Genomic DNA, 20,093 nt, shown 5'->3' on the forward strand with positions numbered 1-20,093 from the left:
TACACTTTTAAATTGAGAAAATTAGATGAATTATGGTAAAATTAAAGATAGATTTTATAAATGAAAGTCTGTGTAGCTTTCATTATTTCCAGACTGAGAGAAGTGTGGAACATATGGTTCATATAGTTGAGGGTTAGTAATTTAAAGAAGGAAAATGTATGAATAAGATATTTAAAGTCATTTGGTCTAAGTCCAAACAGTGCTATGTTGTAGTATCTGAAATGGCAAAAAATAAAACAGGGAAAAAGAAAATTGTAGTAGCAAGTATCTTAGCTGCCTTGGCGATGCAAGTTGGTGTAGTTGCAGATGTAACTGCAGCAGATAGACCGACTGGAACTATTGAGGGCGGTACTAAAATGTATTCAAACTTAACTAATGGTCTTGCTATCGGTAATGAATCCCAGTCCAACAGTCATCAATCTATTGCTATCGGTTACAGAGCAATAGCTAATTCACAATATGCTGATCCAGCTCAACCAGCTGTAGCTATTGGTGCTGGTGCTCATGCGACTGGCAGAGGTGGTGTATCCTTAGGCCTAATCGCGAATTCTAGTGTTCGTGGTACTGCTATTGGTAGTGCTACTCAGGCGACTGGCTTTGGCGCTTTTGCAGGTGGTACATATGCACAAGCAACTAATGCTGGCGATGTTGCTATTGGTGGCGCATCATCCGATCAATTTAATAATTATGCTGTTGCTTCTGGTGGGTATAGCGTAGCTATTGGTACTGCTGCTAAGGCAGATGGGGGTGCAGGTGTAAGTATTGGTTATAAGACAAATGCTAAAACATCTAATTCTCTAGCTGTTGGTTCTGAATCTCAAGCTACCGGTGAAGGTGCGGTAGCAGTAGGCAGAAAGAATACGTCTACAGGCGCGTCTTCAACAGTTTTAGGTATTTTATCTACAGCTAGTGCTACATCGGCTACTGCTGTTGGTATGCAAACTACTGCTACGGGAGAAAATTCCCTTGCGGTAGGTCATCTATCATCTGCAATAGGTAAAAATGGTGTTGCTGTAGGTACTAATAGAACTACGGCTGCGTTAGGCGGTGTTGCAGTTGGTCAAGCTGCTAAGTCTAATAAATTTAATAGTGTTGCTATGGGGATGAATGTAACGGCTGATGGTGATAATTCTGTGGCGTTAGGTGGTAGTGCTTCAGCAAATAGTGATGGAACTATTGCCATTGGTTCTTATGGATCTACTCCAACGAAAGCTACAGGCAATAGAGCTCTTGCAATCGGTTCTGCTACGACAGCTAATGGTCTAGAATCAATTGCCATAGGCAGTCGCGTTAACTCCACATCTCAACATTCTATTGCTATTGGTACTAGAGCTAATGCAAGTGCTGTTAAATCTGTTGCTATTGGTCCTGATTCTATAGCTACCGTAGATGGTGGTGTTGCTTTAGGTCGAGATTCAGTTGCTAATGTAATAGGTGGTGTTACTAATAAAGGTTATAATCCTAATACAAACCGTACAGATATTTATTCTGGTTTAACTGGCAATGTACTTACTAGTACAACTGGTGCCGTTTCTATTGGTAATGGTACTACTGTAACACGTCAACTTACAGGCCTCGCAGCGGGTACAAGAGATACAGATGCAGTTAACGTAGCCCAATTAAAGAGTGTTAACCTTGCGTTCTCTGGTAATGTAAATACTGGCAATGTGAATATTGCAAATAGTACATTAGGCCTTAAGGGCGATAATACATATATTACAACATCTGCCAACGGTCAAAACCTTACAATTTCTGGTAAAACACAAAATATTGATGTCACAAATGGTCAAGCTTCTGCAAATGCTGCAGGCATGGCTGATTCTAAAAATGTAGCGGATGCTATCAATAAAGCCATTTCTGCCAATGCATATCATTGGAAATTAGCGGCAGACAGGGATCCTAGTGCTCCTGAAGTAATTAATAAATCAGATACTGTAATCTTTGGTGGGGACAACAATATTACAGTAACTCGTAGTGGCAAAAAAATTACTACTTCTTTGAATAAGGCGATTACTGTAGATACTGTGAAAGCTAATAGATCTGTTACGGTTTCTTCTGGTGGCAATCAAATTACTCTAGATGGTACAAACGGTTCTGTAAAAGGTAGAAACTTTACTGGCGATTCATTTAAAGCCGGCGATAATGTATTGAGTAATACAACGCTTCAAATTGGTCCGACTACTGGTAGTAATAATGTGACCATAACTCGTGATGGTTTAACTGCAAAAACTGCTACGAAAACTGTTAAGTTTGGTACAGATGGTATTAGTGCAGGTGGTCAACAAATTACCAATGTTTCTAGCGGTGGTAATGTAGGTACTAATGCAGCTAACATTACAGATGTTAAGAATGCTGTAGCTGCTGTTACATTAAACCTAGATACAAATTCTAAAACTGGTACTGTTAAGCTTAGTGAAAGTCCACTAAAAGTAATTGGGGCTAATGGTATTAGAACTGATTTATTGGGTACGAATAATGGTAGTCTTGTTGTTGGTCTAGACAAGAATACGGTAAATGCTACGACTAAAGGTATTAGTTTAACCGGTGATACAGGATCTACAGGTCTTAAGTATCTTAAAGACGGTGATGCGACCTTTAAAGTAGCTGGTGATGGCGATCTAGTTACTACTAAGGCTTCTACTACAGGTGTACAAATAGCTGTTGATTCTGCTAAAGTAAAAGATTTAGCTGTAGGCGCAGTAACTGTTAGCAAGGCTAATACGACAGATAATCCTATTACAATTACACCAACAGCAGGTACTAACTCCAAGGATTATGCTATTGGTATCGATACTACAAAGCTAGCTAATCAAACACAATTGACATACAAAGCTAATGGTGCCAATGAAAATAAAGTATCCTTGGCAAATGGTTTAAACTTTACAGATGGTACTTTTACAAAAGCTACGGTAGGTACAAATGGTACTGTAACTATTTCTACTGCCACTGAAACGATTACTAATGATGCTGATGGTAAAGCTAAAGTAAATAGCCCTACAGATGGTTTAGCGACTGCTAAAAATGTAGCGGACTCTATCAATAAAGCTGTAGACGGTTTGTCTCAAAATCTTACTGTTTCTGATGGTGCTACAGATGGTACTGTAAAACTTAAGAATCAAAAACTTACTGTTTCCGGTACAAATGGTGTAACTACAACTGTAAATGGCCAAACTGTTACAGTAGGTCTTGATGCAACTACAAAATCTAAAGTAGATAATGCTTCTACAGCAGTAGCTCGTAACATCTCTCTAGGTGCAGATAGTGGTACAGTATCTAGCCAATCCTTAAAAGATGGTGATGTAGCATTCAATGTAAAAGCTGCGACTGGTGACTTAGTATCTACGAAGATGAATGGCGACACTGTTGAAATTTCCACTAAGCGTGCAGCTATTACTAGCGATGCCAATACAGGCGCAGCATCTGTAACAGGTGATGATGGCTTAGCAACATCTAAAAATGTAGCTGATGCTATCAATAAAGCAGCTGATGCGGCTAAAGCTGGTGCAGCATGGAATTTAACAACAAATTCCAGCACAACAGATAAAACATCTGTACAAGGTGGGGACACAGTAGATCTTATCAATGGCGACAATATCTTGATTACTCAAGATGGTACAGATAAAAAGAAAATTACTGTAGCTACGAAGAAAGATCTTACAGTAGATTCTATTACTGCAGGTAACACAGTAATGAATACATCTGGTTTAACAAATGGTACGACTGCAATTACAGGTACTGGTATCACAACAGATAAAGTAACTGTAGGCGGTATCTCCATTGATAAAACTGATGGTATCAACGCAGGTAACAAAACAATTACTAATGTTGCTAGTGGTGGTACAACTGATTCCAATGCAGCAAATATTGGTGATGTAAAGCAAGCTGTTGCTAACTTGTCTCAAAACCTAAATATTACAGATGGTACAAATAACGGTACTATTGATCTTAAAAACCAAAAACTTAATGTAGCTGGTACAAATGGTGTAACTGCAACTGTAAATGGTCAAACTATTACAGTTGGTTTAGATACAGATACTAAAACTAAAGTAGATAATTCTTCTGCCGCAGTGAATCGTACTATCTCCCTTGGCGCAGATAGTGGTACACCATCTAGTCAATCTTTGAAAGATGGGGATGTAGCGTTTAATGTAAAAGCTGCGACTGGTGATTTCATTTCTACGAAGATGAATGGCGACACTGTAGAAGTTTCTACAAAACGTTCCACTATCAACAGTGATGCTGCAGGTACTGCCTCTGTTACAGGTGATGATGGTTTAGCAACTGCTAAGAACGTGGCCGACGCGATTAATAAAGCTGCTAGCCAAGCTAAAGACGGTGCAGCATGGAAACTATCTGCTAATGGTGATACACCGACTACTGTAGCCGGCGGAGATACTGTAGACTTTACTGGTGATAACAATATTACAGTTACACAAACTGGCAAAAATATCGCTACCACATTAAATAAAGATCTTAAGAAATTAAACTCTATTTCTCTTGAAAATGGTGTGGGTGAGACAATCAAGTTTGATGCAATTAATGCTAGCGGTAAGTTTGGTGATCCAGCTGTAGGTAATTATACACAAATTGACCGTGATGGTATTAGAATCAATAATGGTATTGATGTAAATCAACCGAATACAGCAAATACTTATTTAGACGTTGGTACTTTATCTTTACAAGCCGGACCTAATAGCAGCTCTCTTGATTCTAAAACACTCATATTTAATGATGAAGATGGAAATCTTGCTCAAGGCAGTGCCCAAGGTATGGCATTCCGATCTGCAACAGGTAAAGAGGTTCAATTTACCCTTGATGAAATCAATGCTGGTGGCAACAAAATTAAAGAGGTTGCGGAAGGTACTGATGATACTGATGCAGTAAATGTAAAACAGTTGAAAGATACTGTAGCAAGCCAAACGTTGACATACCGTGCTAATAGTGCAGCTGATGCAGATGCTAAGTCTGTTAAATTATCTAAAGGCCTAGACTTTGTAGATGGCACAATGACAAAAGCTACTGTGGATAATGATGGTAAGGTAACATTTGATATTAATGATGATACTAAGACTAAGATCAATGATTCTGCAGCAGCTGTGAGCCGTAAGGTTTCTCTTGGCGCCGATAGTGGTACACCATCTATCCAATCCTTAAAAGATGGGGATGTAGCATTTAATGTAAAAGGTGCGACTGGTGATTTCATTTCTACGAAGATGAATGGCGATACTGTAGAGGTGTCTATAAAACGTGCAACTATCGATAGCAATGCTACTACAGGTGCAGCATCTGTCACAGGCGATGATGGCTTAGCAACAGCTAAAAATGTAGCAGATGCTATTAACAAGGCAGCTAAAGCAAGCACTGATGCAATTAACTTGAAATTTGCTGGCGATACGAATACCTCTGCTGGTGTTGTAAATCTTAAAGATGATACATTGGGTATTAAAGGCGACGGTAAATATGTAACAACAGATGCAGATGGTAAGAACTTAACAGTAAAAGTATCCGAAGCAGAGGTTAAGAAATCTGCTGTCAGTGCAGTTACAGTAAGTACTGATACAACTGATGCGGATAATCCGTTGACTGTTACAGGTACACCAAGTGCAGATGGCACAACTAAGGATTACAAGGTAACGATTGATGGTACTAAGGTTGCAGCTAAGACTAAATTGTCTTACAAAGCAAATGATGGTACAGCTAAACAAGTATCCTTAGCAGATGGGTTGAACTTTAAAGATGGTACGTTAACTTCTGCTACTATTGATGATGCAGGCGTTGTTAAATATGATGTAAAAACAGCGGCTATTACAGCTGGTACAGATGGCACCGTTACAGCCCCTGCTACTGATGGCGTGGCAACAGCTAAGAATGTAGCTGATGCTATTAATGCAGCTAAGAAAGCATCTAAAACAGAAATTACTGCTAATGATGATGAAGCGGCCAACGCAACAACTGGTAATGTAAAATTAACATCTACAACGGCTGCAGATGGTCATACAATTTACAATGTAAAACTTAATGATACATTGACATTTGGTACTGGTGCTAATGCCATTGTTATTGATGGTACTGCTGGTAAGGCTACTATTGGTAGTGCAGCTATCGATGGTGTAAATAATACAATTACAACAGGTGGTAATAAGGCAGTAACGTTAGATGGTACTACTGGTACTATTACAGGTAAAGCTGCTAATATTGGTGGCGTTACAGTAGATGGTACAAATAACCATGTAACAGGTCTCGCTAATACGACTTGGGATGGTAATGCTGTTTCTGGCCGTGCAGCTACCGAGGATCAATTGAAAGTAGTAGCTGATGCTGCAGCTAACCAAACATGGCAAATTACAGCCGATAAAGATGCTGCTACATCTGGTAAACAAACTGGTACTAAAACAGATGCCAAAGTAGGTAAAGACGCAAAGGTTACTATGATTGCTGGTGAAAATATCACTATCAACCAAAATGAGCGTGACTTCACATATTCTTTGAATAAAGACCTTGTGAACATGAACTCTGCAAGCTTCAACGGTACTGGTAATAACACAACTGTTATCAATGGTGATTCCATTACACAAACTGCTGGTACGCAAACGAATACATCTACTGCAGCTGGTAATACAGTAACAGATGGTGCTAAGTCTACCGCAACAACAGCTGATGGTACTAAGATTACTGATGGTACAAAAACAAATACTTCCACAGCAGATAGCACAGTTATCGATGATGGCAATGGTAATAAAACAGCTCTTACTAAAGATGGTGTAACAATTACTGCAGCTGGTAAGGATCCTGTATCCTTAACTAAAGATGGCCTCGATAATGGGGGCAATAAAATTTCTAAGATTGCAGATGGTACAGATGACACAGATGCTGTCAATGTACGTCAATTAGAAGCTAAGTCTAAGGCGTCTAAAACAGAATTGACTGCTAATGGTGGTGAAAGTGCTGGTAGTACTACAGGCAATATTGTATTGACTAAGACTACTGCCGCTGATGGACATATCATTTATGACAATAAATTAAATGATACCGTTACATTGGGTACAGATCCAACTAAGGCAGTAACTGTAGATGGTACAACTGGTACGATTAAAGCTGGTGATGGTGCCAATGCAGTTGCTATCGATGGCAAAAATGGTTCTGTAAAAGCTGGTGATAAGATTGCTCTTGATGGTAAGGATGGTAAGGCTACAATTGGTACTGTAGGTATCGATGGTAAAGATGGCATCATTACTACTGGTGGTAATAATCCTGTTGCTGTAAATGGCAAAGATGGTGTTGTTACAGGTTTGACTAATAAAACTTGGAATCCAAATAATATTGCGTCTGGTCGTGCAGCTACTGAAGATCAAGTAAAATCTGCTGTTGAAAATGCTGGCTGGAATGCAACTGTTGGTACAGAAGGCTCTGGTATTAATAGCACACCAACGGCAACTGCTGAAAAAGTAAAAACTGATGAAACAGTTACTTTCAAAGCAGGCAATAATATGATGGTTAGCCAAGCAGGTAAAACGATTAGTTATGCAGTAAATCCAGAACTCAAGGATATGAAGTCTGCTACATTTAAAGATGCAGCCGGTAACACGACTGTAACAGATGGTAATGGCATAACAATTACACCTGGTAGTGCAAACCCTAATAATCCTAATGCAGGCCCTATTTCCTTGACTAAGGATGGTCTCAATAATGGTAATAACCAACTTAAAGGCATTGCACCTGGTACAGATGATACTGATGCAGTAAATGTGAGTCAGTTGAAAGCATCTAATGCAAGAATTGGCGATGCTATTGGTCAAGTAGCGGGCGAGGTACAACGTGTAGGTGCTCATGCAGCAGCAATGGCAGCGTTGAAACCAATCCAATACGATCCATTGGAACCAACTCAAGTGATGGCTGGCGTAGGCAATTATCGTGGTGAAACAGCAGCGGCCTTAGGTCTTGCACACTATACAAACGAAGATACAATGTTCAATGTTGGCGTATCTCTCGGTGCAAACCGTAATATGGTAAATGCTGGGGTAACTCACAAATTTGGCTCTAGCCCAGAAAAGAAAAATATTCCTGATCGTTACAAAGCAGGCCCTATTAGCTCTGTGTATGTAATGCAAGATGAAGTATCTAGTCTCAAGAAAGAAAATAGCGAACAAAAGACTGTTATCGCAGATCAAGCAGCTCGTCTCAATACGTTGGAAGCAGAAAATGAACGTCAACGTCAAGAGTTAGCTGAAACTAAACAAGGTTTAGAGGACTTGCGTGCAGCAGTTAGCCAATTGTTAGCATCTAAAGGCTAGTAATTGATAGTTCGTATCAAAATCTAGGCTAATATAAAGTCTGATCAGAAATAAAAGAACCTCTTATATACTGATATACCTAGTAGGGTATATTCGGATACTATAAGAGGTTCTTTTTTGCAATTTTGATATAGATTATTAAATATAATCATGATATATGAATGACTTTTCATATATTGTTGTGATATAATACAGAAGATATTAGGAGTTAGATGTTAGCTCTACCTTGTACGATCTTGCATGAATAGGAGATACTATGTTAGACCGCATACAACGATGGCTTTCCATAGATTCTATGTTGCCTGCTGCAGAACGATTAGGCCCTGTGGGGACTACAAAGCAGCTATACGGTAATTACTTAAAAATAGCTTGGCCAGCTACATTACAAGGCTTAATGTTACAATTTATGACAGCCATCGACTTAGCAATGGTTGGTGCTCTTGGGGCATCTGCTCTTGCTTCGGTAGGGATTATGGGACAGCCGGAGATGGTGATGCTCATATTCTGTCGTGCTTTATCGATTGCGGTAACGGCTATTATAGCTCGCCGTCACGGTGAAGGCGAAGTAGATGGCATGAATGCCGTACTTAAACAGTCCATTCTGTTGAATTTCTTGATTTATGTACCTTTATTAGCGATATGTTTCTTTAATTTAGAACATATCTTACGCTTTACCGGCGCTGAAGATGGCTATATTGAGACAGCTGTATGGTATGGGCGTTTCATTGTCATTAGTCTTATATTCCAATCCTTTAGCCAAATTGTAGGGGCTGCCCTTATTGGGTATGGCAATACAAAGGTTATTTTTAAATCCAATGTAGTAGGGAATATACTGAATACTATAATGAACTTCTTCTTGATTTATGGTATTGGCTTTTTCCCTGAGCTCGGCGTTATGGGCGCTGGCGTTTCTACAATGATCAGTAGTGCTGTCATTGCACTATTATTACTGCGTACGATTTCGCAACATACGACTACGGGATTAACCTTGCGGCATCCTTCAAAATGGAAGTTTGAACGAACGGTATTACATACTATGTTCCACGTTGGTGGTAGTTCACTAGGGGAACAGTTCTTTGAACGTTTTGGTATGTATACGTACACCATGATTGTTGCTTCATTAGGTGCCGTACCTTTAGCAGCACATTATGTATGTATGAATTTGATGGATATATTCTATTACTTTGCTATGGGACTTGGCTTTGCAGGGGCATCTCATACGGGACAGAGTCTTGGTCATAAACGACCAGATATTGCGAATTTGTATGGTAAAATTGGGGCTCGTATTGGTTTCGTAGTAGGCCTTGTAAGTGCTCTCATATTTATTGGCCCTGGCGATCTATTAGTACAGTTGTATACTCGTGAAAGTGAAGTCGTTACCTTAGCGGGTGCCTTAATGGGGATTATGGCTGTTGCAGCATTCCCTCAAGCATTACAGCAAGTATATTCTGGTGTTCTAAAAGGGGCAGGGGATACATATTATATTATGAAATATTCCCTTGTTAGTGTAGCTATTATTCGGCCTATCATTACATACCTATTGTGTATTACATTAGGTTTAGGGCTTTTAGGCGCATGGTTATCCTTGTGCTTTGACCAGTCCTTACGATTATGTTGCTCCTATATCCGATTTATTCGTGGTGCATGGCAGCATAAGATAGTTTAATCTTACATGGAAATGACAGGAATATTAACTTTAACTATCATTTAAATAGTATTTTTTCATATAAAACCTAAATTTTATAGTATTCGATATAGGGCTTTGGTATAGATAATATCTGTGTTTTCTACTGCTTATCACTTTCTATATTGAAAAAATTAAAATAATTTATGAAAGGTTTATGAAAAAGTTCTTGCATATTCAATTTGTTTGATGTACAATACGAAATGTGGAAAAAATGACACATTGGGGAATGTGTTATCGGACCAGAAATCTATGATTTCATGTATATATGTAAGGGATATATATAAGAAACAAGCAAAAACCGCCTTAGTTCAGCTAAGGCGGTTTTTGTTTTATAAATGATTTTGTTCAAGCCAGGCGATGCATGCGGCTTTTCCTGCAGCAGGTAACTCTTGACGTAGGCGTTTTGCATCTTCTCTAAGTTTAGGAATATCGATACCCGCGTTAGAAAGTTCTGCACAATGGCCTACAAGCCAACTTTCAATTACAGCAGGATCAGCCTCCATATGGAATTGAAGACCTAGAATATGTGTGCCTACGGAGAATGCTTGATTTGGGCATAACTCTGTTTTAGCAAGTCGTACGGCACCTTTAGGGATTTCAAATTCATCACCATGCCAGTGAAGAACTGGTATATTACCGAGCAATGCTAGTGGGGAGGAGGCGCCTTCAGGCGTATACTCTAGCGGCCCAAAGCCAATTTCTTTCTTACCATGCTTCATAGGTCCTACGTGACCACCCATAATACGGGAAATGAGTTGAGCGCCTAAACAGATGCCCAGTAATGGCTTTTTACTATTAATACGATCTGTAATGAATTTGATTTCATCTGTTAAGAATGGATAGAGTTCTTCGTCGTATGCGCCAATAGGGGCACCGCAGACGATGACTAAATCAGCCGCTGTTGCATCATAGTGTTCAAAATTGGCGAGGGGAGCCTCGATGTATGTTAGTTCAAACCCTCGATTAGTAAGGACTGACTCTAAAATACCGGCATTTTCAAAGTTAATATGACGTACAATATAAGCTGTTTTGCTCATGGTTCCTCCTATATAGCTCGATATAACTCTATATAATAGTAATTTCTACAAAGTATGTAGTAACAGTATATTATATTCTATAGAATTTATTGTGTGATGAAAATCATGCAGTATCCATTGGTGTATGGCTCTTTATCGTGGCTCCTTTAGTAGGTAGTGCGATTGCAGCTATATTCCATCGCGCATGGTTCTCTGTGAAAGAAAACTAATTGAATCTATAACACCTACGGAAACGTAGGCGTTTTCTTTTATTTAGTTGAATTTAAAGAATTGCTAAGATAAGTATAAGATATATCTTAAAAGAATAAAGGATTAGCTCATCTATCCTATAATTAGAACCTCAATATTCCTATATTATAAAGATATTTGTATTTTAGAAGTTTAAAACATATAACATCTGTGTATAGATAAATTTCGAAATCCTCATGATAAATTCATAAAAGATATTGAAATTTATCGAAAAGTTGTGTAAAATGAAAGTATATTATTACCAAAGGCCTGTGTATTGTTAAAGGCTGTTATTGGAGGGAATTATAATGAACAAAAAATTATTAGCTTTATTGGCAGTTGCTGCTGTAGGCGTATCCGTAGCTGGCGCAACTCCACAAACTCAATTCAACAAAGGTGAATTCCAAGTTGATCTTGGTGCAGCAAATGTTGAAACTAAAACTGAAGGTTTTAAAGATGCTCACAAATGGAACTTTGATGGTGGTTTGACTTATGCTTTGTCTGACAAAACTGCTGTTCAATATGGTTACCATGGTTTAAATTCCAAACATCTTGATACAAACATGCATGAAGTTAACTTGGTTCAATCCTTGAATAAAAACTTCGCAGTATATGGTGGTTATGCACGCATCCATAATAATGATGGTGATGGCACTAACAACATTGCACAAGCAGGTGTAATTGGTAAAGCTAACCTTGGCTCCAAAGTAGAAGTTTACGGTAAAGCTGGTGTAGGTACTAAGAAAACTACAACTTGGGAAGCTGGCTTAGGCTACAAAGTAAACGAAGACTTGGATATCAACGCTGGTTACCGTTATATCAATACACAAGATACTGATACTGAAAACGTATCCTTCCAAGGTCCTGTAGTTGGCTTGTCCTACCGTTTCGGTGGTCACAAAACAGTAGCTCCTGTAGCAACTCCAGCTCCAGCACCTGTATACACTCCAGCTCCAGCTCCTGTAGTAGAAGCTCCTGTATACAAAACTCCTAAATTGGATTACTATGTTCAATCCATTTACTTCGATTCCGACCAAGATGTAGCTCGTGCAGACCAATATCCAAACTTAACAGCTGCTGTAAATGCTGCTAACCAATACTCTCAAGACCAAGTTAAATTGTTGGGTAATGCTGATACTGACGCAACTCCTCAATACAACGTTGGCTTGTCTGAACGCCGCGTACAATACGTAGCTCAATACTTAGTAAACAACGGCGTATCTGCTGATCGTTTCATCGGTATCGCTAATGGCGACACTAAACCAGTAGCAACTAACTCTACTGCAGCAGGTAAAGCTGAAAACCGTCGTGTAGACGTTTACATTCACCGCTAATCTTCAATCTAATTTAGATTAGACATATAATAAGTCCACCTTCTATCATGCTCTCGTGTTCATCGGGGGACCGAGCATGTGATAAGGTGGACTTTTGTGTTATACTAAACTTGCATACAATCGTAGGTCATACAATGTTCATTAAGTTTTGGTAATGTATGCAGTGTGAGTATAGTAAAGTAGGTTATATATGAAACGATTTAAATATTACAAACCGCTTATAGGGGCCATTATATTGGCTGGCGTTATGATCATGATGGCGCTCCGTATCAGCGATATAGCCAATGCTATTGATGCCATTGTTACTGCTTTTGTTCCACTTATAGTAGGTGCTTGTATCGCATTTGTCCTCGATATTCTCGTTGTGCGTTATGAACGCTGGCTGTGGCCTAAGAGTAAAACTGGTTGGAAAGATAAAATTAGACGACCTTTAAGTCTTGTATTATCCTTTGTTACTATCAGTGCTATCGTGTATTTCATTGCTCGCATGGCGATTCCACAATTGATTCATTCCATGTCGATTATCGTAGCTTCTTCGCCACAGTTGTATACAGATTTCCAAACATGGATGCAACACTTTACAGAAACCATTCCAATGGCCTCCAATCAAACTCTTATGGATACCTTGAGTGGTGAAAGTGTTGTTAAATATACTCGCGAGTGGGGCACAAAGGGTGGTACATACCTAGTTAATGCGATGGGGACAGCCTTATCTTGGACTTTGAATATAGGTTTAGGTTTAATCTTTGCCATTTATATGTTGCTCGATAAAGAGCGACTTATGATGCAAGGTAAACGAATCCTAAGAGCCTATGCATCTGATGAGTGGGTTAACCGTGTTAGTTATGTGACACGCGTAGCTGTTCAAACTTTTAGTAACTTCTTTGTAGGCCAGTTTATAGATGCCTTGATTTTAGGTATTATGGTGGGTATTTCATTGTGGGCATTTAATATCGAATATGCTACTACGATTGCCTGTGTTATTGGTCTTACTGCATTAGTTCCATTGCTAGGTATTTATGTAGGGGGCGTTATAGGCGCGGTTATCTTACTTACTGTTAGTCCTATGGATGCATTAATTTATGTGATTATCTTAGAGGTTCTTCATCAAATTGAAAGTAACTTTATTTATCCAAGGATTGTAGGTAATTCCGTTGGTTTACCTGGATTGTGGGTGTTTGCAGCCGTTATCGTAGGTGGTAGTTTAATGGGGGTCACTGGCATGTTGATTGGTGTACCTTTGGTGGCAACATGTTACAAATTGCTTATGACTGATGTAAACGATCGACTTGCATCGAATGAAGGTTTATAGTATATTGTCTAAATAATATATCTATTTATGTATGTTTTGTGTGCTGTTGCATATAGCACGAAATTATAGTAATTCTAGTATACAGATGGCTTTTACCATAGGTGAAAGCATTGTATATAGTAGGAGGATATGTAATGAATAAAAAGTTGATTTCTATGGCATTAACTGGTGTATTGGCAGTTGGCGTATTGTCCGTTGCTACACCTAGTGTAGCAGATGCACGTAAAACAAAACCAGAAACAAGTACTGATATTTCTGTACAACGTGCACCAGGGGAATCCATGGTTATGACTATGAGTAAAATTGGTACTATTTTCCAAAACCGTTTTCCTAATGCAGCACTTCATTCTGTAGAGCTTAACTCTAATGATTTGAACTATGGTTACAAAGTAGTAGGCTATAGTAAATATCATCAATATAAGATGAAAATCGACGTTATCACTGGTAATACATCTGATATGGATGAAGGTGGCAAACCTAAGAAAGTTATCGGTGAAATCTTCAATAAAGATAAGGTCATCGAAGCAGCTCAAGCTGAGCGCGTTGCAAAACAACAACTTGGTGCTGATGCAGTCGTAAAAGGCTGGAAAATTGAAGCGCATGAAGGCAAGATCCTATACTATATGACAATGCATCAAGATGGTAAAAAGACTGTAGTTACTGTAGATGCTGAAACAGGGGCTTATGTAGGTCAATCTAAATCTAGTAAATTACCTCCTGAACCAGATCAAGGTTTCGACGGTCGTAAAACAAATATTATTTGGGATAACACCATTGATATGGGTCGTTAATCTATTTAGCGATATTATAAATAAAGAGCTGAAGATACAATCTTCAGCTCTTTTATTGCATTTATATAATGGTTATATATTTATTATTACCAACGATTTTCATAGTATACTTGTGTCCACATAATAACCTCTACAAGAGAAGGGTGAGGGCTCATAGTTTCACCTACAGTGATAACGGATTTAGGATCCATTTCGCGAGTAATACCTTTTTCACGTAAGCGTTTAGTACGTTCAGAAGCGATTTCTTCATTAATTGCTGTCAACGGAGTTACACCGCTGTTCATAAGGTTTACATATGGTTGGAATAGGATAGACGCTTGAGGGCCTGTTACGTGCATGCCTAAGATATGATTTGTATCTTTGTCTACCACGATTTTTACAAAGCCGTCATTTACATCGCCAGGGTTGATACCCATTGCGTAGCCTTTAGCTGTGGAGGAGTAGTAGTTTTTACCTACACCTACATTGTAACCAGCTTTAATAGCTTCTGCTTCAGTAAGACCTACGCTACCAATCTCAGGGTAGGAGAAGGTAACCTTTGGCAATGTATCATAGCGTGCCCAACGGAAATCTTCTTCGTTTTTAGCAAAGTATAGGTTGTGGGCGATAATATCAGCTTCATAGTTCGCACGATGGCGGAATGCAGGCTCGCCGTTTACGTCACCTAACGCATAGATACCATCTACAGATGTTTCGAGGAATTCATTTGTTTTGATCCAGCCTTTTGGTAATGTTTCAATACCTGTATTTTCGAGGTGTAATTCTTCGACAGCAGGGCGAATACCGGCAGCAACTAGAATTTCTTCAACCTTTGTCTCTGTAATTTCACCAGTAGTACGATCTTTTGTGACTACTACCTTAAGGCCATCTTCTTGACGGATTTCAACAGTATCTTGGTTCAATATCACATTGATGCCGCGAGCTCGATAGTTTTGAAGAAGATGTTCAGACATCTCTTCGTCTTCCTTAGGTACAAGACGTACATTATGTTGAATGATGGTAACTTCAGTACCGGCAGCATCAAAAACGTGACTGAACTCTACACCGATAGGGCCGGCGCCGAGTACTGCGAGGGATTTATATGGTTGTTTAGGGAATTTATCGCCAAAGAGGCTTTCACTAGAAAGATAGCCTGCTTCTTGTAAACCTGGTACATTCGGAATATTGCTATAGCCACCAGTGCCAAGAACGATAGTAGGGGCCGTAATTTCTACAGTACCAGAACCATCATTAAGATGAATATTCATAACCTTATCGGATACAAAACTAGCTGCACCACGGTATACGTCTACATTATCGAAAGCATTGTAATAATCATAGATGCCTGCAGATTCGTCAATCTTAAACCATGTACGTTTGGAAACAGTGTCCCAGTCCATAGTAGCGTCGCTAACATTAATACCGATTTTTTTGAATTCTTCTACCTCTTGGATCGCATTGGCTGCTGTAACCATAACCTTTGTAGGAATGCAACCGCGAGTTAAGCAGGTGCCACCAAATTTACCTTTTTCTATGATGGCTACTTTTAACCCTTTTTTGATAGCAGCATCAGCTACGATTGTGGCACCACCTGTACCAACGACAATAATATCATATTGTTTCATGTTGATTCCTTTCTATTTATATCAATTAATAGTTATTATCATTAACTCTATTATAACACTATATTGAATAAAATCAATATAGATATATCGTTTAATTTTCAGAGTTTGCTTTTATATTATACAATGAATATATTTATAAGTTGTATAGTAATCTATTATTTATGACTTTCAAATACAAAAAAAAGACAGTCCCGAAGGACCGTCTTTAGTATGTTTGTAGAGTGGTATTTAATTCCAGTTTTCGTGATAGCCACGTTTTGCATAATCTGCAGTAGCAGTGAAGAGAATATCTGTACTGGAGTTAAGTGCTGTTTCAGTGGAGTCTTGTAAAACGCCGATGATGAAGCCTACACCTACAACTTGCATTGCGATGTCATTAGAGATACCAAATAGAGAACAAGCAAGAGGAATTAGAAGTAGGGAACCACCAGCAACGCCAGAAGCACCACAAGCACCGATAGTAGCAATAACAGATAAGAGAATTGCTGTAGGGATATCTACAACGATTCCAAGTGTACGTGCAGCAGCTAATGTCATGATTGTAATTGTGATCGCTGCACCACCCATGTTGATTGTTGCACCTAATGGAATGGATACGGAATACATATCAGGGTTAAGTTTTAAACGTTTTGCTAAATCGAGGTTAACAGGGATGTTTGCAGCAGAGCTACGTGTGAAGAATGCGTAGATTGCAGATTCACGTAAACATTTGAAAACCAATGGATATGGATTACGGCGAAGATATACAAAAGATAGAAGTGGGTTTACAACTAATGCTACGAAAATCATAGAACCAAGTAGTAATACGAGTAATTGGAAATAACCAATTAACGCTTCGATACCATTAGTAGCGATAGAATCAGCTACGAGACCCATAATACCTAGAGGCGCAAAGCGGATGATCCAGCCTACTACAGTTGTAATAGCTTGTGCGATGGATTCCATTACTTCTTTAGTATTCATTGGTGCATGGCGTAACGCACCACCAATGATAAGGGCCCAACCTAAAATGCCGATATAGTTAGCAGTCATTAAGGCTTTCACAGGGTTATCAACAATATTTTTTAAAAGTGTTTTCATAACCTCTACGATCCCTTGCGGTGGAGCAGCATCAGCTGCACTAGCTGCAAGGTGTAATGTAGTAGGGAACATAAAGCTTACGACTACAGCAAGCGCTGCAGAAAGGAATGTACCTAATAAATATAATGTGATTACAGATCCCATCCCTGTTTTTTGACCAGAACGGTGTTTACTGATAGCCGCAATAACAAGGAAAAATACGAGGATTGGTGCAATCCCTTTTAAAGCACCAACAAAGAGAACGCCTAATAAAGCAAGTTCATTTGCCACTTCTGGCACGTATAGAGCTGTCAAAATACCAATAATCAAACCTATGATAATTTGTTGGATTAGACTGACTCTATTGATTGATTTTACAAATCGATTCATAGTACACTCCAATACTTAATAAAAACTAATAAAAGACCATGGAAAAGATATCTTTTCAACATGGACATATGTCATTATACAACGAACATAGATTGGTGGCAATAGAGAATATCATAGTCATTAATATATAGTTAAATTGGATCTACTGTGACTGATAACGATATTTATTTTGTAATATGCTAGTTTTAATAGTAGTGAATATATTACTTTAACTAAATATGTGCTCTTTACATAGTTACTATATATAGTATATATAATAGGATTCTTTTGATAGGCGTCATAGTATGATATACTATGCGAGTAAAGAGTTTGAATATAGTTCTTGATTAGTGAAAGGACCATAATGAATACGAAAGAATTTAAAACATATGCAGATAAAGAAGAGTTTGTGCAAGGTGTATTCTCTAATATTGCTAAGAATTATGATTTGATGAATACAGTCTTGAGTTTTGGCCAAGATTATTACTGGCGCAAATTTTCTGTAAAAGCAATGAATATAGGTCCAAATCAACGAATACTTGATGTAGCTTGTGGTACTTGTGTATTTACAAAAGAAGCATTACGTCAAGAACCAACATTAAAGGTAGAGGCTTTGGACTTTAATAGTGAGATGCTTGATCAAGGTCGCGTACGCATTGAAGATGCTGGTTTAATAGATCAAGTTAATCTTGTTCAAGGTGATGCAATGGCATTACCATATGCAGATAACACATTTGATGCTGCTATGAGCGGATTTGCAATGCGTAATGTGCCAGATATTAAACAAGTGTTATCTGAAATGCAACGTGTTGTAAAGCCAGGTGGAAAAGTAGTTGTGTTAGAACTCGCAAAGCCAAGCATGGTTGGTTTTAAACAGTTATATAATTTCTACTTCTCCTATATATTACCTATTATAGGTAAGTTAAGTAAGGATAATTCCTCTTATGCATGGTTGCCAGAATCCTTACGCAGATATCCTCATCAAAGCGAGATTCTTGAAATCTGGAAATCTTTAGGATATGAAAATGCCACCTATCATGAATTGACAGGCGGCATTGTAGCGGTCCACGAAGGTGTGGTACCAGAAAATTCTATTGTAAATAATAAGTAATATTAGCGTCTTGAGAAACTACTAATGATCCTTTTTCAACAGGAGTAGCAGTTTCGAGAGACGCTTTTAACATTACTGCGTTACGATAGGAACCAGAGTCCATAGAGCTTGTTTGTGGTGTGCTGATAGAAACGGTTTTTACAGGGCCTAAAGTACGACCAAGGGCTGCAGCAATAACCTCAGCTTTATGACGACCATCTTGAATTGCTTCGGTAGTTAAAGAATCAGACAGTTGTTGAGATACATCATTTTGGAATGAAAGGTTATTGATATCATTGGCGCCAGCGCTAACAGCAGCATCGACAGCCTTTCCTACATTATCAAGATTGTTGATTTTTACAGTCACACGATTTGCTACACTATAACCAGTGTTGATTCGTTTACCATCTTGATAATCACTTGTAGGGTTAATAGAAATATTAGATGTGTAAATATCTTTTTTGTCGATACCTAAATGACCTAACTTGCTGATTAAATCACTCATGATGCGATCGTTATTGGATTTTGCAGCATTGATATTAGTGTTTTCACTAGTAATACCAAGTGTTAAAATCGCATAGTTAGGTGCTACTGAACGAGAGGCTTCGCCTGTAATTTGAATTTCAGAGGTATCAAATGTACCTTGTGGTGCAGCAAAGGCTACAGTGGCCATAGTTGCACATACCGCAGCAATAGCAACTGTTTTGGATAATAAACGTTTGGATAATTTCATACTCAATCTCCTCACACATTATTATAGTATTAATTATAACTACTATAATAAAAGACTAAACTGAAATATAGAGCTAATTCAAAATTAAAATATAGTATTAAATAGTATATAACTATATAACTACATAAGTGAAAGAGTCTATATTACAGCTACATTATACAAAATAGATTGCATAAAATCAATCTTTAGTTTTAGGTTGAAAAATGAACGTGCAATGAAAGTAGTGTGAAATTGAGAATTGGGGGTTGCCATTATTTTTTTGTTATACTATAATATGCATACAGTCGTTCGAACGACTGTTTCTTAATGAGTGTAGGAATACACTTTGAAGTTCGAAAGAACTTCAAAAAAGATTATAAAATGTGTTGACATGAAAGTGCTCACATGTTATTATAATCAAGTCGTCAGATGGCGCTTCACTAAAGCGTGAAACTGATAACAGATCTTTGAAAACTGAACAATGATAGGTAATCAATCATATGATTGAACATATGCCAGAGTGCGGGTTTTGACAAAGTCAAAACCAACCATAATTCAAAGTTACTTAAATGTAACGAC

Annotated in this window: 10 protein-coding genes; 6 read left to right on the forward strand and 4 right to left on the reverse strand. The window is 38.3% G+C overall.

Features of this window, described 5'->3' with window-relative positions; all coding sequences use genetic code 11:
- Positions 1 to 158 precede the first annotated feature (158 nt).
- Positions 159 to 8,291, forward strand: a complete 8,133-nt coding sequence (locus VCHSUH03_RS02820; RefSeq protein ID WP_105093992.1) for a YadA-like family protein — start codon at positions 159 to 161, stop codon at positions 8,289 to 8,291.
- A 256-nt stretch (positions 8,292 to 8,547) separates the two neighbouring features.
- Entirely contained in the window at positions 8,548 to 9,957 is a 1,410-nt protein-coding gene (locus VCHSUH03_RS02825) for an MATE family efflux transporter (RefSeq protein ID WP_105093993.1), read from the forward strand.
- A 350-nt stretch (positions 9,958 to 10,307) separates the two neighbouring features.
- Here the strand turns inward: VCHSUH03_RS02825 and VCHSUH03_RS02830 are convergent, their stop codons facing one another.
- Positions 10,308 to 11,015: a glutamine amidotransferase gene (locus VCHSUH03_RS02830; RefSeq protein ID WP_105093994.1), complete on the reverse strand. Its 708-nt coding sequence runs from the start codon at positions 11,013 to 11,015 to the stop codon at positions 10,308 to 10,310.
- 536 nt (positions 11,016 to 11,551) lie between these two features.
- Between VCHSUH03_RS02830 and VCHSUH03_RS02835 the strand changes: the two genes are divergently transcribed.
- The 3 genes from VCHSUH03_RS02835 (at position 11,552) to VCHSUH03_RS02845 (ending at position 14,680) form a co-directional block, all read left to right on the forward strand.
- Positions 11,552 to 12,577, forward strand: coding sequence for an OmpA family protein (locus VCHSUH03_RS02835; RefSeq protein WP_105093995.1), 1,026 nt, complete (start codon positions 11,552 to 11,554; stop codon positions 12,575 to 12,577).
- Positions 12,578 to 12,767: 190 nt separating this feature from the next.
- On the forward strand, positions 12,768 to 13,889 hold the full coding sequence (locus tag VCHSUH03_RS02840; RefSeq protein ID WP_105093996.1) for an AI-2E family transporter: 1,122 nt from the start codon (positions 12,768 to 12,770) through the stop codon (positions 13,887 to 13,889).
- A gap of 134 nt (positions 13,890 to 14,023) precedes the next feature.
- Positions 14,024 to 14,680, forward strand: a complete 657-nt coding sequence (locus VCHSUH03_RS02845; protein WP_024065438.1) for a hypothetical protein — start codon at positions 14,024 to 14,026, stop codon at positions 14,678 to 14,680.
- An 86-nt stretch (positions 14,681 to 14,766) separates the two neighbouring features.
- Here VCHSUH03_RS02845 and VCHSUH03_RS02850 read toward each other — a convergent pair whose 3' ends face one another.
- On the reverse strand, positions 14,767 to 16,284 hold the full coding sequence (locus VCHSUH03_RS02850) for a dihydrolipoyl dehydrogenase family protein (protein ID WP_105093997.1): 1,518 nt from the start codon (positions 16,282 to 16,284) through the stop codon (positions 14,767 to 14,769).
- Positions 16,285 to 16,512: 228 nt separating this feature from the next.
- Complete coding sequence (gene sstT, locus VCHSUH03_RS02855) at positions 16,513 to 17,733, reverse strand: serine/threonine transporter SstT (RefSeq protein ID WP_105093998.1); 1,221 nt, start codon at positions 17,731 to 17,733, stop codon at positions 16,513 to 16,515.
- A gap of 343 nt (positions 17,734 to 18,076) precedes the next feature.
- On the opposite strand from sstT, the gene VCHSUH03_RS02860 reads away from it, so the two are divergent.
- A complete protein-coding gene (locus VCHSUH03_RS02860; protein WP_105093999.1) occupies positions 18,077 to 18,823 on the forward strand; it encodes a ubiquinone/menaquinone biosynthesis methyltransferase in 747 nt (248 codons plus the stop codon).
- On the opposite strand, the gene VCHSUH03_RS02865 is transcribed toward VCHSUH03_RS02860, so the two are convergent.
- Positions 18,804 to 19,535 carry an SIMPL domain-containing protein gene (locus tag VCHSUH03_RS02865; RefSeq protein ID WP_105085361.1) on the reverse strand — a complete coding sequence of 244 codons (732 nt, stop codon included), beginning with the start codon at positions 19,533 to 19,535 and terminating at the stop codon, positions 18,804 to 18,806. The genes VCHSUH03_RS02860 and VCHSUH03_RS02865 overlap by 20 nt on opposite strands.
- Positions 19,536 to 20,093 lie beyond the last annotated feature (558 nt).

This window comes from Veillonella infantium (assembly GCF_002959895.1).
GTDB classification, from domain to species: domain Bacteria; phylum Bacillota; class Negativicutes; order Veillonellales; family Veillonellaceae; genus Veillonella; species Veillonella infantium.

Coding starts and splice junctions, on each gene's coding strand:
- VCHSUH03_RS02820 (WP_105093992.1), top strand. CDS start 159: ATGAATAAGATATTTAAAGTCATTTGGTCTAAGTCCAAACAGTGCTAT.
- VCHSUH03_RS02825 (WP_105093993.1), top strand. CDS start 8,548: ATGTTAGACCGCATACAACGATGGCTTTCCATAGATTCTATGTTGCCT.
- VCHSUH03_RS02830 (WP_105093994.1), bottom strand. CDS start 11,015: ATGAGCAAAACAGCTTATATTGTACGTCATATTAACTTTGAAAATGCC.
- VCHSUH03_RS02835 (WP_105093995.1), top strand. CDS start 11,552: ATGAACAAAAAATTATTAGCTTTATTGGCAGTTGCTGCTGTAGGCGTA.
- VCHSUH03_RS02840 (WP_105093996.1), top strand. CDS start 12,768: ATGAAACGATTTAAATATTACAAACCGCTTATAGGGGCCATTATATTG.
- VCHSUH03_RS02845 (WP_024065438.1), top strand. CDS start 14,024: ATGAATAAAAAGTTGATTTCTATGGCATTAACTGGTGTATTGGCAGTT.
- VCHSUH03_RS02850 (WP_105093997.1), bottom strand. CDS start 16,284: ATGAAACAATATGATATTATTGTCGTTGGTACAGGTGGTGCCACAATC.
- sstT (WP_105093998.1), bottom strand. CDS start 17,733: ATGAATCGATTTGTAAAATCAATCAATAGAGTCAGTCTAATCCAACAA.
- VCHSUH03_RS02860 (WP_105093999.1), top strand. CDS start 18,077: ATGAATACGAAAGAATTTAAAACATATGCAGATAAAGAAGAGTTTGTG.
- VCHSUH03_RS02865 (WP_105085361.1), bottom strand. CDS start 19,535: ATGAAATTATCCAAACGTTTATTATCCAAAACAGTTGCTATTGCTGCG.